The sequence below is a fragment of the Peribacillus sp. Aquil_B1 genome (assembly GCF_022603275.1).
GTDB lineage: Bacteria > Bacillota > Bacilli > Bacillales > DSM-1321 > Peribacillus.
The window spans coordinates 1,529,884-1,546,525 of record NZ_JAKXEE010000001.1; the positions used below are offsets into that span (position 1 = coordinate 1,529,884).

16 protein-coding genes are annotated in these 16,642 nt (G+C 40.4%); 13 read left to right on the forward strand and 3 right to left on the reverse strand.

The window, feature by feature from the left end; all coding sequences use genetic code 11:
- Nucleotides 1-38: 38 nt before the first annotated feature.
- Complete coding sequence (gene metA / locus MPH60_RS07705) at nt 39-947, reverse strand: homoserine O-acetyltransferase MetA (RefSeq protein WP_241590350.1); 909 nt, start codon at nt 945-947, stop codon at nt 39-41.
- Between the two features lie 168 nt (nt 948-1,115).
- Here metA and MPH60_RS07710 point away from each other — a divergent pair, with 168 nt between their 5' ends.
- The 9 genes from MPH60_RS07710 (at nt 1,116) to MPH60_RS07750 (ending at nt 10,451) form a co-directional block, all read left to right on the forward strand.
- Nucleotides 1,116-1,649, forward strand: coding sequence for a hypothetical protein (locus MPH60_RS07710; protein WP_241590351.1), 534 nt, complete (start codon nt 1,116-1,118; stop codon nt 1,647-1,649).
- Between the two features lie 77 nt (nt 1,650-1,726).
- Nucleotides 1,727-2,203 (forward strand): glutathione peroxidase, encoded by a 477-nt coding sequence (locus MPH60_RS07715; RefSeq protein WP_241590352.1) that lies wholly within the window; start codon nt 1,727-1,729, stop codon nt 2,201-2,203.
- Between the two features lie 139 nt (nt 2,204-2,342).
- On the forward strand, nt 2,343-3,188 hold the full coding sequence (locus tag MPH60_RS07720; protein ID WP_241590353.1) for a DegV family protein: 846 nt from the start codon (nt 2,343-2,345) through the stop codon (nt 3,186-3,188).
- Between the two features lie 53 nt (nt 3,189-3,241).
- Nucleotides 3,242-3,886 carry an HD domain-containing protein gene (locus MPH60_RS07725; RefSeq protein ID WP_241590354.1) on the forward strand — a complete coding sequence of 215 codons (645 nt, stop codon included), beginning with the start codon at nt 3,242-3,244 and terminating at the stop codon, nt 3,884-3,886.
- Nucleotides 3,883-5,760: an ABC-F family ATP-binding cassette domain-containing protein gene (locus MPH60_RS07730; protein WP_241590355.1), complete on the forward strand. Its 1,878-nt coding sequence runs from the start codon at nt 3,883-3,885 to the stop codon at nt 5,758-5,760. The genes MPH60_RS07725 and MPH60_RS07730 overlap by 4 nt, the downstream gene beginning before the upstream one ends.
- A gap of 130 nt (nt 5,761-5,890) precedes the next feature.
- Nucleotides 5,891-7,027, forward strand: coding sequence for a conserved virulence factor C family protein (locus MPH60_RS07735; RefSeq protein ID WP_241590356.1), 1,137 nt, complete (start codon nt 5,891-5,893; stop codon nt 7,025-7,027).
- Nucleotides 7,028-7,328: 301 nt separating this feature from the next.
- Nucleotides 7,329-8,999: a dihydroxy-acid dehydratase gene (gene ilvD / locus MPH60_RS07740; protein ID WP_241590403.1), complete on the forward strand. Its 1,671-nt coding sequence runs from the start codon at nt 7,329-7,331 to the stop codon at nt 8,997-8,999.
- 169 nt (nt 9,000-9,168) lie between these two features.
- A complete protein-coding gene (locus MPH60_RS07745) occupies nt 9,169-9,603 on the forward strand; it encodes a BrxA/BrxB family bacilliredoxin (RefSeq protein WP_241590357.1) in 435 nt (144 codons plus the stop codon).
- A 71-nt stretch (nt 9,604-9,674) separates the two neighbouring features.
- Nucleotides 9,675-10,451, forward strand: coding sequence for a class I SAM-dependent methyltransferase (locus MPH60_RS07750; RefSeq protein WP_241590358.1), 777 nt, complete (start codon nt 9,675-9,677; stop codon nt 10,449-10,451).
- On the opposite strand, the gene ggt is transcribed toward MPH60_RS07750, so the two are convergent.
- Nucleotides 10,452-12,140 (reverse strand): gamma-glutamyltransferase, encoded by a 1,689-nt coding sequence (gene ggt, locus MPH60_RS07755; protein ID WP_241590359.1) that lies wholly within the window; start codon nt 12,138-12,140, stop codon nt 10,452-10,454. It lies immediately after the preceding gene.
- Nucleotides 12,141-12,576: 436 nt separating this feature from the next.
- Here ggt and MPH60_RS07760 point away from each other — a divergent pair, with 436 nt between their 5' ends.
- The 3 genes from MPH60_RS07760 to MPH60_RS07770 all read left to right on the forward strand — a co-directional run bounded on the left by MPH60_RS07760 (nt 12,577) and on the right by MPH60_RS07770 (nt 15,031).
- Nucleotides 12,577-13,194 carry a YpjP family protein gene (locus MPH60_RS07760; protein WP_241590360.1) on the forward strand — a complete coding sequence of 206 codons (618 nt, stop codon included), beginning with the start codon at nt 12,577-12,579 and terminating at the stop codon, nt 13,192-13,194.
- 201 nt (nt 13,195-13,395) lie between these two features.
- The gene (locus MPH60_RS07765; protein WP_241590361.1) at nt 13,396-14,160 is read left to right on the forward strand and encodes a TerC family protein; all 765 of its coding nucleotides are present in this window, start codon (nt 13,396-13,398) and stop codon (nt 14,158-14,160) included.
- 343 nt (nt 14,161-14,503) lie between these two features.
- Nucleotides 14,504-15,031 carry a dihydrofolate reductase family protein gene (locus MPH60_RS07770; protein ID WP_241590404.1) on the forward strand — a complete coding sequence of 176 codons (528 nt, stop codon included), beginning with the start codon at nt 14,504-14,506 and terminating at the stop codon, nt 15,029-15,031.
- A 428-nt stretch (nt 15,032-15,459) separates the two neighbouring features.
- On the opposite strand, the gene MPH60_RS07775 is transcribed toward MPH60_RS07770, so the two are convergent.
- On the reverse strand, nt 15,460-15,702 hold the full coding sequence (locus MPH60_RS07775; protein WP_241590362.1) for a hypothetical protein: 243 nt from the start codon (nt 15,700-15,702) through the stop codon (nt 15,460-15,462).
- A 213-nt stretch (nt 15,703-15,915) separates the two neighbouring features.
- Between MPH60_RS07775 and MPH60_RS07780 the strand changes: the two genes are divergently transcribed.
- Nucleotides 15,916-16,626, forward strand: a complete 711-nt coding sequence (locus MPH60_RS07780; protein ID WP_241590363.1) for an anthrax toxin lethal factor-related metalloendopeptidase — start codon at nt 15,916-15,918, stop codon at nt 16,624-16,626.
- Nucleotides 16,627-16,642: the final 16 nt, after the last annotated feature.

Here is a 16,642-nt window from a genome sequence, read left to right on the forward strand (position 1 = left end):
ATTCATTTAAAAGTGTAAGCTTCTTTTTTCTTACCCTTTCAATCCCACTCATATGGAGTTGATTGGTAGACATAATAGTTCAGCCAATTCGAGAACATCAAGCTGCAATGGCTTTTCCAGCGGTGAAGTGGTATCCTGGTCGGATCGTCATCTGGAAAGTAATTTTCAGGGAGCTGCGTATTGATCCCACGCTCCCTATCGCGCCTGTATTCTTCACCTAGGGTATCGGCATCATACTCGAAATGGCCCGTAACCATGATCCTTTTTCCATCAACTGAAGCAGCGATCAATACACCAGCTTGATCGGACTGCGCGAGAACCTTCAATTCAGGATGGTTAACTAATTTTTGATAATCAATATCCGTATGGCGTGAATGAGGGGCCATAAAATAATCATCGAATCCACGGACTAGATTTTCATTCGGTTCAAGGACCTCATGGGTGTATACGCCGAAGCATTTCTCTGGAAGTTCGTGTTTGCCTATTCCATAATGATGGTACAGGGCAGCTTGTGCCCCCCAACAGATATGTAGGGTGGATGTGACATTTTCGCTTGACCAATTCATGATATTCTGCAGTTCTTCCCAATAATTAACGTCTGAAAATTCCAGCTTTTCTACTGGAGCACCTGTAATGATCAAGCCGTCAAATTTCTTCGTGCGAATTTCATTAAATGATTTGTAAAATTGATCTAAATGAAATTTACTTGTGTTTTTTGATTCATGTGTGCTCAAGCGCAGGAATGAAATATTTACTTGAATGGGAGTATTGCCAAGAAAGCGCAGTAATTGGGCCTCCGTTTTTTCTTTCTCTGGCATTAAGTTTAAAATTAATATATTCAATGGACGGATTTCCTGATTGGTAGCTCTTTCCTCATCCATAACGAAGATATTTTCCTGTTCTAAAATTTCCTTTGCTGGCAGTTGTTCCGGAATTCTGATTGGCATGATTAGCCTCCTTCTTCAAAAATCATAATATTTTAATTATATAGAAAATTATTGAATAGAAAAGCTATTTTAATAATTTCTTGAAAATCCCGAAGGAAATGGCCCGGGAATGGTAAAATGGGAAGATCATGAATACATAAACTTATAAGTCGGAGAGGTGTTTGGAGATTGTTTGATCCTACAGCATTTGAGAACATGAAAGTGGTATTGGAAGGAGCGGTTTACGATCGTGACTTCATTGGAGATATATTGGTCATAAACCGTGATGATATAGTGAATCTCTCAACCATGTCCAGATCATATAAGGTTGAGATGGAAATGAAAAAAACAATGGCGCCTATTTCGATTAGCGGTGCCATCGAGTTACACGCTTCACTCAAGAACCTAAGTTCGGAGTTACTCGATGCAGATATAGATGATACGCATACGGGCTGCACGGTCAATATTTTCATTTCATTTCCCAAAAAGCTTGATGAAGTGAATGCTGAACAATTGTTGAACGACCTGGAAAAAATTTGGGGAGATCAAAGAATCATAACGGTGACGACCAGCGATACGGTCAGTAAAAAAATGCAACCCGTTACTTCATCTATATATAAAGTATCATTTGGGAGGCTTGTAAAAGAAGAGCAAATGGATGATTTGGAAGACATGGTAGAGTATTTGATTCAATCCATCCAAGCCGTGAAGATTCCTGGATGATGGCAAAGGATAAAAGTTGGTAAACGTACCTTTAAATACGGTAAAATGAATCATCATACTAAAGGGAGAGATCATATATGTCCATTTACGAATTTGAAGTCAAAAAAATTAATGGCGAAACCATCTCGCTTGAGGAATATAGAGGGAAAGTGATGATCATAGTGAATACAGCAAGCAAATGCGGTTTTTCGCCACAGTATGATGATTTGCAAAGCCTGTATGTGCAATATAAAGAGGATGGGGTTGTCGTACTTGGTTTTCCATGTAATCAGTTTTTGAATCAGGAGCCTGGTGATGATCTGGAAATCGATTCATACTGCAAATTGAATCATGGTGTAACATTCCCGATGTTTGCAAAAGTGAATGTAAAAGGAAAGGAAGCCCATCCCTTATTCAGCTATTTGACTGAAAATGCTCCAGGAGTGATGGGATCCAAATCAATAAAATGGAATTTTACAAAGTTCTTGATTGACCGAAATGGAAATATCATCAGCAGGTATGCACCTAAAACAAAACCTCTGGAAATGGAAGAGGATATAAAAAAATTAATATGAGGAATGATATCGAGTCCAACGGAAGCTTCAGTTGGGCTCTTTTTTTGAGGTAAGAAATTTAATGGATGCATCCGTTTTTAGAGGGGACAGATGGTTGGGATGTTGAATATAATAGAAGACACAAATGAGGGGGGAAAACATGGAACGAATTGCTTGGGTAACAGACAGTACGGGAACTTTAGATGAAGAATTATCATTGAATGAACATGTATACGTCGTTCCGATGGTCGTCATCATCGATGGGAAGGAATATGAAGATGGCGTCGATCTATTACCTGAGGAATTATACCGGCGGATGAGTGAGGATAAAATCACCGCCACTACGTCACAGCCCTCGGTCGGCAGATTCCAGGAGTTATATAAGGAGCTTGAAGAGCGCTATGATCGAATCATAGCCGTACACCTTTCAAGCGAATTGAGCGGCACCGTTTCCGCCAGCAGGCAAGCTGCACAAATGGTTACAATCCCCGTTGACGTTTTTGACACTTTACTTATTTCCTTTCCAATGCTATTAATCTTGAAACGGCTTATGCATCATATGGATAATGGCGATACAATCAATGAGGCTTTCGTCAAAACGAGAATGTATGCGGATAACCATGAAACCTATGTACTAATAGGTTCTTTAGATCAGCTGCATCGCAGCGGCAGACTAACAAACGCGCAGTATATTCTAGGAAGCCTATTGAGCTTTAAACCCATCATTTCAATCGAAAACGGTGTGCTTCATACTAAATCTAAACCCCGGAACCTTAAAAAAGCGGAAAAACAGATCTTCACTGATTTTCGCAGATCAGTCGAAGCGGGAAAAGTAAAAGAATGCACCATATTATATGGTGCAGTGTCGGAGCAGGCGCAAAGATGGAAAAAGATGATTTCCGAAGAATTCCCTCATGTGTTGACCCATGTATCCCCACTGGGCAGTGCCATCGGTGTGCATACAGGTGAACAGACGATTGGGATCAGTTGGTTCAATGAAGATTAAAGCACACCATTATTGAGAACCATGGTAAAATAGATAGGACATGGAGTGGTGAAATGAAACAAACGATGATTGAATTAACGGAGAAGTATGTATATGACCAATTGATTTCTGATGCCAGCGGCCATGATTGGTTCCATATCGATCGTGTTCGTAAGCTGGCTTTACATATTGCAAAAGAAGAACGAAAAGGAAATGAGTTCATCATTGAATTGGCTGCTCTGCTTCATGATATCCCGGATGATAAACTAAACCAGGAAGCCGATGGAGGCTGGAAAAAGCTTGATGCTTGGTTTGAGGAAATAAAGTTGGATAATGATAGTGTGGATGCCATCAAACAGATCATCCATACAATTTCATATAGTGCAGGGCAGTTGAAGCTTCCCTCGATTGAGGCTGAAATTGTTCAGGATGCGGACCGCTTGGATGCAATTGGTGCCATCGGCATAGCCAGGACATTTGCATTTGGCGGAAAAAAGGGACAGCCTATGTATGATCCTTCATTGCCCATAAGGAAAAACATGACCAAGAAGGAATACAGGAATGGCAAAAGCTCATCCATTCATCATTTTCATGAAAAATTATTGCGTTTGCAAGATATGCTCAATACTTGTACAGCCAAGAAGATTGCAAGCGAAAGGCATGAATATATGATTGGATTTTTAAAGGAATTTAATAAGGAATGGGATGTACGATTATGAAAGTTTTTAGCATGGAACATGTAATGAAAACCCAAGGGGAAAAGCTGCTTTTTAAAGATGTCTCTTTTTCCATTACCGAAGGGGAGAAAATCGGGATTGTCGGTATAAACGGCACCGGTAAATCGACATTATTGAATATTATCGCAGGATTGGAAGACAGTGATTTAGGAACGAAGGATCACCCGAATGATTACACGATATCCTATCTATCCCAAGACCCTCATTTTGATGAGAAATTGACGATCATGGAATATATGTATGAAAGTTCAACTCCTGTATTTTCATTGATTAAAGAATATGAAAAAACACTCGTTCAACTCCAGGTAGATCCGCAGAATGGCGCAGTACAGGACCGTTTGTTAAAACAGCAGCAGGATATGGACACGCTTGGCGCCTGGGATACAAGTGCCAATGCCAGAACGATTCTGACCAAGCTTGGACTTCCTGATCACTCAAGGAAATTGGGGGAACTGTCAGGTGGCCAAAAAAAACGTGCGGCCTTGGCAAAAACCTTGATTGAGACCCCTGATTTACTGATTTTGGATGAGCCTACCAACCATCTCGATTTTGAAAGCATCACTTGGCTTGAAGAATATTTGGGGAAATATCAAAAGTCCGTTTTATTTGTAACCCATGATCGATATTTCCTTGATCGTGTATCCAATAAGATTTGGGAAATTGCCCAAACACAGCTTTTCGAATACAAAGGAAACTATGCGGATTATTTAGAGTCAAAGGCCATACGTGAAGAGAACGAGTCAGCTGAAAGAACGAAAAAGGAAAGTCTATTCAAAAAGGAACTGGCCTGGATCCGCAAAGGAGCCAAAGCCCGTACAACGAAACAAAAGGCCAGGATCCAACGCTTCGAAACATTGGAATCAGGCGTAAAGGATAAGCAGAAAACCGAGAACCTGGAAATGGAATTAAGCGGTGCCCGTCTTGGGAAAAAGGTGCTTGAGATGCAGGATGTTTCTAAATCCTTCGGTGATCGAACCATCATCAGCCATTTCTCCTTCCTCTTCAAGCCGGGTGATCGGATTGGAATCGTCGGTAATAATGGCAGTGGAAAGTCAACCTTGTTAAATATCCTGGCCGGACGGGAATCCATAGATGAAGGTAACCTGGAAAAAGGGCAAACCGTGAAAATTGGCTACTATACGCAAGAAAGCGTCGATATGGATGAGAATTTGCGCATGATAGAGTATATTCGTGAAACGGCGGATTCCATCGCCCTTAAAGATGGCAGTTTCATATCGGCTGCGCAAATGCTTGAAAGGTTCTTGTTTCCAATGGGATCGCATGGAACGCCAATCCGCAAGCTGTCAGGAGGGGAGAAAAGGCGTTTATATCTCCTTAACATATTGATGTCGGCACCTAATGTCCTGCTTTTGGATGAACCGACGAATGATTTGGACACGCAAACCTTGACCGTTCTGGAGGATTATTTAGAAACGTTTTCAGGTGTAGTCATTACCGTATCACATGATAGGTATTTCCTGGATAAGACGTGCCATCAGCTTCTTGTTTTCAAGAATAAAGGTGATATTGATTTCTATTATGGCAATTATTCGGAGTTCTTGGAAGAAAAGACGGAAGAGGCCGTGCCGGTAAAAGCACCGGAACCTCAGATGAACCGGACCGAAAAGAAAAAGAAAAAACTGACCTATGCGGAAAGTAAGGAATGGGAAGGAATCGAAGGGAACATGGAACGGGCCGAGCTGCGCCTGAAAGACATAACATCAGAAATGTCAGCGGCGGGAAGCGATTTTGAAAAAGTCCGCCTGCTGCTTGAAGAAGAAAAGGAACTAACGGATAAATTAGAGCATTTGATGGAAAGATGGACGTATTTAGCGGAAAAATTGGAAGAAGAATGAGTGGGGAGACTGGTCCAAGCGAGCGAACTTGGATCGGTCTTTTTTTTGCCAATCTCAATTGCATGAGAATCTGTTGCCGATGTGATAATATCTAGTACATGGAAACGTCTTGTAAAAGGAGAGAAATGCATTGAAAATTAAGTCGATAGAACCTACACCAAGTCCGAATACGATGAAAATCAATTTAACTGAAGAGCTATTAGCTGGTAAAAGCAATAATTATAAGAAAGATCAAGCTGACCAGGCACCCCAGCTGATCAAAGATTTATTTACGATCGAGGGAGTGAAAGGGGTATATCATGTTGCGGACTTCTTAGCCGTTGAGCGGAATGCGAAATTTGATTGGAAAGATATTTTGGTCCAAATCCGTCAGGTTTTCGGGGAAAAAACCGAAGAACAAAATCAACAAACAACGCTAAATGAACATTACGGAGAAGTAACTGTTGCCATACAGCAATTCAAGGGCATTCCGATGCAAATTAAAGCAAGCGATAGCCAACATGAAAAACGTTTTGCCCTACCGGATTATTTCATAAAGGGCATTGCCGCTGCCCAAAAAGAAGATGACAATGTAGTCCTGCTTCGAAAATGGAAGGATTATGGCGTAAGATATGGTGATATGGAAGATATCGTGAAGGAAGTATCGGATGAGCTGATTGCAGCTTATCCGGAAGAACGAATTAATCGGCTAGTAGACGCTGCAAATGAAATGGTGGATACGAAGGAAGCATTCTTGAAACGACCCAAAATTAAACTGACTGCAGAAATGCTGAATGACGAAAGCTGGGAAAAGCGTTATCAGGCTTTAGAACAAATGGAAGATCCAACGGTTGATGATATACCAGTATTGGACATGGCACTCTCCGACAGTAAGGTCTCCATTCGAAGGCTCGCGGTCGTATACTTGGGTATGATCGAGGATAGAAAAGTGCTCCCGAGCCTATATAAAGCATTGAAAGATAAAAGTGCGGCCGTAAGACGAACGGCTGGTGATTGTTTATCCGATCTAGGCTTTGAAGAAGCGATGGGAGAAATGTCTCAATCACTTTCGGATAAAAATAAATTGGTTAGATGGAGGGCGGCGATGTTCTTATACGAAGTGGGAAATGAAACGACCCTCCCTTATCTTAAGCAAGCGGAACAGGATCCTGAATTCGAAGTGGCCCTTCAAGTCAAGATGGCCATTGACCGTATAGAAAATGGGGAAGAAGCAAAAGGTTCGGTTTGGAAGCAAATGACAGAATCAAGACAAGCGAATGACAAGTGATTTGGAATAACCCAGGCAAAGGGCATGCGGATGATTTAATCCGCATGCCTTTTTAATTTTGAGGGTCGTTTCCAGTCGTTTGACATAAGTTCCCCTCTGGTCTAATCCCAAAACATTAGTTTCAATTATATAAATTGATCTCTATTATTTTAGTAAAATGATTTTTGCAGATATTTAGAATTGAATGGTTGCATTTGTATGTAAATATGTTAGAATTTTTAGAGTATACTAAAAATTATATTATATTGAATCATTAAACATTTAGTGGAAATTGGGGGTACAACAAATGTCTACATCAAATATGAGAAGTGACATGATTACAAAAGGAGTCGATCGAGCTCCACATAGAAGTTTGCTGCGGGCAGCAGGGGTTAAAGAAGAAGATTTCGGTAAACCGTTCATCGCGGTTTGTAATTCATACATCGATATCGTTCCAGGTCATGTCCACCTTCAGGAATTTGGAAAAATAGTGAAGGAAGCGATTCGCGAAGCGGGCGGTGTTCCTTTCGAATTTAATACGATCGGGGTAGACGATGGAATTGCGATGGGTCATATTGGTATGCGCTATTCTTTGCCAAGTCGTGAAATCATCGCCGATTCCGTGGAGACTGTTGTATCAGCACATTGGTTTGACGGTATGGTCTGCATTCCAAACTGTGACAAGATAACGCCGGGAATGATGATGGGAGCACTTCGTGTTAATATTCCAACAATATTCGTAAGCGGCGGACCCATGAAAGCAGGTAAAGATAAAAATGGTAAATCTCTTTCATTAACATCCGTTTTTGAAGGGGTGGGTGCTTATCAAGCAGGTAATATCAATGAAGAGGATTTGCAGGAAATCGAGCAAGTTGCATGCCCTACTTGCGGTTCTTGTTCAGGAATGTTCACAGCAAACTCCATGAACTGCCTGGCTGAAGGATTGGGACTTGCGCTTCCGGGAAATGGAACGATTTTGGCAGTAGCCGAAGAACGTAAGGAATTCGTAAAGAAATCCGCTAAACAGTTGATGGAGATAATCAAACAGGATATCAAGCCTCGTGATATCGTAACGATTGAAGCAATTGATAACGCATTTGCCTTGGATATGGCGATGGGCGGTTCGACCAACACCGTTCTTCATACACTTGCATTGGCACATGAAGCAGGTTTTGAATATCCGATGGAACGCATAAATGAAATAGCTAACCGCGTACCGCATCTAGCGAAAATCGCACCGGCATCCGATTATCATATTGAAGATGTACATAATGCCGGTGGTGTAAGTGCCGTCATTAATGAGTTACTCAAAAAACCAGATGCCTTTAATGGAGATTGCCTTTCTGTCTCAGGTAAAACGCTCCGCGAAAATGTTGCCGGTTGTGAAATATTGGACAAGGATGTAATCCATCCATTGGATAATCCGCATTCTGAGCGTGGCGGGCTTGCGGTATTGTTCGGTAATCTTGCTCCTCAAGGTTCCATCGTGAAAGTGGGCGCCGTCGACGCATCGGTTGGTGGCTACCACAGGGGTCCTGCTATTTGTTTCGATTCCCAGGAAGATGCACTTTCCGGAATCATTACCGGAAAGGTTAAAGAAGGGGATGTAGTGGTCATTCGTTATGAAGGACCTAAAGGTGGGCCGGGTATGCCGGAAATGTTGGCACCAACTTCCCAAATCGTCGGGAGGGGACTTGGAGCGAAAGTCGGTTTGATCACTGATGGCCGCTTTTCAGGCGCATCTAGAGGCATCAGCATTGGTCATATATCCCCTGAAGCGGCTGAGGGAGGCCCGATTGCCTTTGTTGAAGATGGTGATATCATCGAACTGGATTTGAATAATCGTAAAATCCAATTGGAAATATCCGATGAAGAATTCGAAAAACGCAAAGCGAATTGGAAAGGCTTCGAGTCCAAAGTCAGGACAGGCTATTTAGCACGTTATTCCAAACTTGTAACGAATGCCAGCTCAGGCGGAGTGATGAAAGTTTAAGTTAAAAGGAAGACTAAAACATGGTGACAGAATGAAAGTGGATTCTGTCACCATGTTTCTTTGTGAGAAACAATCAATTTTACAAAGCTTAAGCGTCATTTTTGCATATGCACATAACAATATAGTATGATTATTCTAATTGAAGAAATGTAATCAAGGGGGTTTTTTTATGTCGATGGCATATGATGAATATATGAAACAAATGGTGAAACCAATGCGAGCGGAACTGGTGCAAGCAGGTTTTGATGAGTTGGTATCCGCTGAAGCGGTTGAAAACTTTATGGAATCGGTAGAAGGTACAACACTTGTGGTCGTGAATTCCGTTTGCGGCTGTGCTGCCGGGTTAGCCCGTCCAGCTGCTACTCAAGCCGTACTGCAAGCAGACAATAAGCCAGATCATTTGATAACTGTATTTGCTGGCCAAGATAAGGAAGCGACAGCTAAAATGCGGGAATACTTCGATGGAATTGAACCTTCATCGCCATCAATGGCTCTTTTAAAGGGCAAAGAGGTCGTACATTTCATTCCACGCCATGATATAGAAGGACAGCCAATGGAAGCTATCATGGAAAATTTATTGGCAGCGTTCAGTCAAGTAAAATAAGTGATAAAGCGGAATGTCCTGGAAACAGGGCATTCTTTTCAAATTTAAGAGAGTATGAAGGGGTAGAATCCATGTTTGTCACAACAGTAGGAAGAGCCGATAAAGAAACGATGCTATTAGCAAAAAGGTTAGCTGAAGAATTACATATCCCTTTTATAGCCCGAAGAAAACGTTCGGTGAGAGATATCCAAGCGGAACAGAATGATGATTGCCTTGTTTTCGGTAAAAAGCGGATGGAGTTATATCGATACCAGGAAAAAGAACCGTTCTTCTTCCACCCGAACCTAGCGATGATCCGTATTAAAAGAATGATGCGCGGAGAGAGTGATCCCTTTCTCCTTGCCGGAAATATAAATGAAGGGAACTCTGTGCTTGATTGTACCTTGGGTTTGGGCTCTGATGCGATTGTCGCAAGTTTCAAAGTGGGTGAACAGGGACAGGTTGTCGCATTGGAGGGAAATCAATATTTGGCCTTGCTCGTGGACCATGGGATGAAGACATGGGAGGATGCAGAAGAAACGATGATTTCTGCGATGAGAAGAATAGAGGTATTGCAAGGTGATCATTACGAAATGTTGAAAACATTGCCGGATAATCATTTTGATGTCGTATATTTCGATCCCATGTTTGAAGAAACGATTCAGGAATCGAACGGGATCAGGGGACTGACTCATTTTGCGGAAGGTAAGGATTTATCTGGGGAAATAATGAAAGAAGCCAAGCGGGTTGCGCGAAAGAGGGTCGTGTTGAAAGACCATTTTCGCAGCTCCCGCTTTGAGGAATTTGGATTTGAGGTAATAAAGAGAAAAACATCCAAATTTCATTTTGGCTTCATTTCCATTCAGTGATCAAGATTTATAATCTGTTTCTTCCAGGCCAATGGCACAGCCTTCTCGACTTGAATCGGCAGCACCATAATTAGAGCCATCAGGGTTGATCTGAATCGCTTGGACATTCCCTATGGAGTGGGGAACTTCATTAAAGGCGAAGCCCATTGCTTCCAATTGGCCTTTGCTGGTCATATCCATTCCTGGTTCCCATTCAATATGAGGGCCCATTGGAGTGAAAATTCTAGGTTCTTCGATGGCTGCTTTCAAATCCATTTTCATATCGAGTACATTGATGATCGTTTGCACGACTGAACTGATGATGGTTGGTCCTCCAGGTGAACCCAGCGTCAATATTGGCTCGCCGTCTTTAAAGATGATGGTCGGACTTTTACAGCTGACTGGGCGTTTATTGGGCTGCACTTCATTCATGCCGCCTGGAATGGAATCGAAATCAGTCAGTTCGTTATTCAGCATGAAACCATAGTCGGAAACCATGATGCCTGATCCGAATGGATGTTCCACTGTAGACGTGCATGCTGCGATATTCCCCCATCTGTCACGGACGGTGAAGTGTGTCGTTTCACTGATATCCTCTTCATTAGGCTGAGAAATGACTTCCCTTTGCTTCACGGAATCATAAATCCAAGGGTTTCCGAAGTCAATGGCATTATTTCTTGTTTTGAAATTAATGAAGGAACGGCGTTTAGCTATATACTCATCATGCATGAGACCCGTCAATGGCAATTCGGCAAATTCGGGATCAGCGAGAAATGCCTTTTTGTCTGTAAATGCCAGACGCATCGCTTCTGCAATTAAATAATATTTTTCCCAAGAACGGACGTCATATTGTTCTATATGGAAGCTCTCCAATATTTTCAGAATTTGGATGACCGTGAATCCGCCAGCACTTGGGGCATTTGATGATGCAATTAGATAATCCTTATAAGTACCATACATTGGTACATCGATTGTAGCTTTATAGTCCTTTAAATCAGAAAGCTCCATGAACCCTCCAAGCTCCTGTATACAGGAAATGATGCCTTCTCCGATTTCACCTTCATAAAAAGCGGAAATTCCTTGACGTTGTAATATCCGATAGGTGTTCGCCAGTTTTTCCTTTATGAGCAAATCGCCATCTTGATACGCTTTTCCATTTGGCATGAAGAACTTACGGGCTTCATCACCCAATCGATATTCAAAATTTTTAAGAGCGTCGCAAAGAACCCAATTGACGGGAACTCCTTTTTCTGCAAATTCAATGGATGGCTCGATGAGGTCCGCTAATGGCTTACTGCCATTTTCAGCGAGTGCTTCATCCATAGCTTTCAGTATTCCGGGGATGCCTACCGCTGTGGCTTTGATCGATCTTTCTTTAAAAGGGATGACTTTCCCTTTTTCATCAAGAAACATGTCTCGATGTGCGGCTTTAGGTGCTCTTACATGGCCATCGTAAATTTTCGTTTCCTTATCTTTAGCGTTATATACCATAAGGAAACCACTTCCGCCGATACCGGTCATCATGGGTTCCACAATATTCAGGGCAAATTGGATGGCGACCGCTGCATCGACAGCATTTCCACCTTCACGTAATATTTTTTCCCCAATGGAAGTGGCTATGGGATGAGCTGTAACGACCATTCCGGCGTTCCCTTTATCTGTTTCCCTCTTGTAATCCTTATCTTTAATAATTTCCTTGTTGTTTTCCAAAATAATTCCTCCATTATTCAGTCCTTTTATCTGCCAAAAGGTTAGGCTTATGTTTGAGTGAAAAGAAAACCTTGTCATTGTAGAAAAATGACAAGGAGATTTTTCGTAGGTATTCATTTATTCTTAATCAGCAAATGATAAATATACGAAAAATGCTAATGTTACAAGACATAAAGCTACCATGGCAGTCGAAGCCATATAAGACCCCTCCTTAAAAAGACTTGAATCTAATTAATTTCTCCAATAATCGTCAAAATCCTTCATTAAAATGTAAAATTGTTGATATTTACTAATAAAGTTCTGGTTCATAAAGTTTATATAGGTATTTATCCTTTTTTTTGATTTTTAAAACATGGGTAACTATATATTCGTAATTACCAAAAAATAAAAGTATACTAAATATAAAGACAATACAAAAAAGGAGGGGGAGTGTGAGTTGAAAGCAGCAGTTTGGTTCAGGAAAAGTCTCGTTATTTTAGTATCCGTTTTGACGTTTGGTCTTGTCACTCCTTCAGATCTGGCGTGGCTAGCGGAAGCCGATTCGTTAAAGGATACTAAAAAGGGATTAGTGGAAGAAGAGGGATTAGCCTATCTTCCTTCGCAGAATTCAACTGAACTTGAGGAAGAATTCAACCGGGAAGAATTTTTATCGGTCATCCTGAATAAGGCAGAGGAAAACGCATTTATGAAATTTGGCGAAAAGATCAATCCTAAAATTGGCGATGAGTTCAAAATGGCCATATTACCAAAAATGGAAGAAGCCATCACAGAAATGGCTGCACAATTTCCAGATGAAAAATTACAGCAATTAACCATCACTGAGCAGCCGAGTGCAGGCAGGGCCGAGAAAATATTTCATATTTATGATTCAATCAGCGGGAAGGATATCATCAGATTCCATGTCAGGCAGGAAAACCCTCCACTGGAAGGCTATTGGTTCGATTTTCATTATCATACCCATCATGATTCATTTGCCACCCATTATAATATAGGGAAAATATATTGGGATAAAAATACGCCGCCAGAGTGGACGAGTAAACAAAGGATCTCCTAGCGGTCGGTTTCGTTGATTTTATGTAAGTGTAAGAGTATGATGAAAATGAAATGAATTTCTAATAGCATCGAAATGATACGTTGTCATGCAACGTATTTATTTTGTGTTGAAATAAAAGTAGAGTTTTTATCATAACGGGGAACAATGTTATTTTAAAAGGTTTTCTAATTTTGCTGTTATAGTAGCAGAGGAGTCTTTATCATGTCAGAGTTGTTAAATAACATCATGCAAACGTATGCACAGTTTTTTGACTGGCATATGTGGGTGGAGGTTTTGTCCGACCCGGTGAGCTGGGGATTGATTGGAACGCTCGTATTAATGGAAGGGTTGCTATCAGCGGACAACGCTTTGGTATTAGCTGTAATGGTCAGGCACCTTCCGGAAAAACAACGGAAAAAAGCACTTTTTTACGGTTTATTAGGTGCTTACGCTTTTAGATTTATAGCGATTGGAATCGGTGTTTTCCTCATTAAGCTTTGGTGGGTGAAGGTGATTGGAGCCGCCTATCTTGGTTGGCTCTCATTTAAATACTTTAGAGATAAAAGAAAAAAACAAGCTGATGAAGATATTCAGGGAATGAGTAAAAACAGTATACTGATCCGTATGTTTGGTACCTTATGGGGAACGGTTGCGGCAGTGGAATTGATGGATATAGCATTTTCCGTCGATAGTGTCTTGGCCGCATTCGGGGTGAGTGAAAAAGTCTGGGTGCTTTTGACAGGTGGTATGATTGGTGTCTTAATGATGCGGGGAGTGGCGGGATTATTTCTAAAATTGATAGATAAGGTTCCTGAATTGGAAACTGCTGCATATGTTCTTATCGGATTCATTGCTATAAAAATGTTATTGGCCGTTGCAAGGATAGAAATCCCGCCTGCGATCTTTTTTTCCTTTATTTTGTTGATTTTCGGCACCACGATCGTATTCCATTTGAAGAAAGGGAAAAAGCTCAAGGAACATGGTTGAGCACTATTTAATAAAGCTGTCATCTGAAATGATGGCAGCTTTTTTGTCGCCAAAAGTTTCTAAATGGTATCATCCGAAGCCCTTTTACGATTATTTGTTCTTAATTCGACTTGCCAATTACGATTATTACCATTTCTCGTTCTTTCCATAAAAAAGCTCCTTGTGTTATCGTTTGAATTCCTTAATCTTCTACAACTAACGACTAGGTGAAAAAGGGATATCAAATGTAGTGAAGAATTAATCTCGTTAAGAATCTTATTTTACCTGGAGGAAGTATCAATGGAATTACTAGGTGTATATGAAAGAAATATAAAGCTTATGTTCCGGGGGGGATCTGTTGTTGATGAAAAATCAGCGTAGCATTATTTTATACATTGGTACTTCAATTGATGGCTATATTGCAAATGCTGATGGTACATTAGAGTGGTTAGAATCAACAGAAGTAGAAGGAGATTCTGGCTACAAATCACTACTGAAAAGAATTGACACTGTTATAATGGGAAAAGGAACTTATAATGTCATTCGTGGATTTGATATGAATTATCGTTATAGTGAATATAAAAATTATGTATTTTCTAAATCTGTTAGTGGCTCAGATGAACATGCTACATTTATTGATGAAGATGTCAAAACTTTCATTAAAAATATAAAACATAAGCCTGGTAAAGATATATGGTTAATTGGTGGAAGAAAACTAGCTCGTGAATTTTTTAAAGAACATTTAATTGATGAATTTCAGCTAGCCATTGCACCCATTATTTTAGGGAGAGGGATCTCTCTTTATATCCGAGAGGATATTACTGTAAAATTCACATTAACCAAAGTAGAAAAATTAGGTCAACTTGCTATGCTTCATTATATTAAAAAATAATTTTCATCATCAGTAGGGAAAGATTTTTACTATTTCAACTACATTTTTTACTGAAACCCGTTCGTTCGAAAAATTAATGGATGTTTATTTATATAATTAACGGTGAGCTTTAGTGCAATAAATGAATAAAGCTAATGAGGTAGAGCACAGTTTAAGGAACTGTGCTTTAGTTAGTAGGCAAACGGGGTTCGGAATTAAAAAATTCCGAACCCCGTTTGAAAATCATTTCAAGTTGATTTTGCTGAATAGAATCATGTCCAGAAAGCATCGTCATTACCTCAAGTTTTATAAATCTAGGGTTTTATTTAAAAGTTAAAACAGAGTTGATTGGAGCGGGTGTACAAGACTCCTGCGGGGAAAGCGAGTCAAGGGGAGACCCCGCGCGGATAGCGCGTGCCTACAGTCTAAAGCTGACATCAAAAATGATGTCAGCTTTTATTTTGGAAAATATCAAGTATTAGAAGAAGGGCTGTAAATGTTGTGAAGAAAAGCAATGGCAATAAAAAGCTAAGCCAAAGTGAAGACAGTAGCGGATGCAGCAGTATGCCAAATAAGATGGAGAAAAGAAAAAGGTCGAGAATGATGAACACTCTTAAACTGTAAATATCAAGCACTTCTTCAGCAAGTTCACGGTGCTCATTCACGATGGCTTTTTTATTATTGATTTCCATGCGATCACCTTACACCTTTTACGATTATATATTGTTGATATATGAAAAGTGCAGATCAATGGTTCTTATCATGATGAAAGTGCAACCGAAATTACCAAAAAAACATAGAGCTTTTACATTAGGTTAATATGCTATACTAATATAATAGTATGAAAGGTTTAGAGTTTTTAAATAACATATATTTCTTAACATAATGAAGAAGGGGGGAAGCGTGTGAAAAGGAAGAAATGGTTATCCATACTTGCATTATTCGTCTTTTTATTCTCCATGCTCTCCTATTCATTGGCGAAGGATGAAGGGGTGAAATGGCGGAATTTACCCAAAGATAATCTTTTAAGACAAGCTGAACTTTTTAAAGGCAATAAAGATTTGCAACGAATATTTTTATTTCCAGAAGAGGAGTACGATGAAAGGGAAGCACTTAAAATTGCGGGTACCATTAATAAACTGCCTCATTCCCTTTTGGTGAAAACTGCTGAAAGTGGTGTGAGGATCAAACTATTCGATGGTGATTTAACAGAAAATCAATCCGCGGCTAAATTAAAGGGGAAAACCCCGCGTGGTTATTTGAATAAAGAAACAACTTGGGATGATGTGCCTGGTATGGGCGGATCACATACGGTATTGGTTAAAATCGGGGCAAGTGACAAGGGCAACGGGCATGGCTCCGTTAATTTGGAACTGCATGAGCTGGGGCATTCAATAGATAATATAGTGTTTGATGGAATCCGTGAAGACATGGATTATTTGAAGATTTGGGGTAAGGAAGTCGATGGGCTGTTTCCTGGGATTACGTATTTTTCCAATTACCCAGAGGAATACTTTGCAGAAACGTTTGCCATGTTTTATGTGAACGATGGACAAAATCAATTGCTTAGACAAAAAGCACCCAAGACTTATAATTTTATTAAACAATTAGATTAAACATTGGGCAATAATA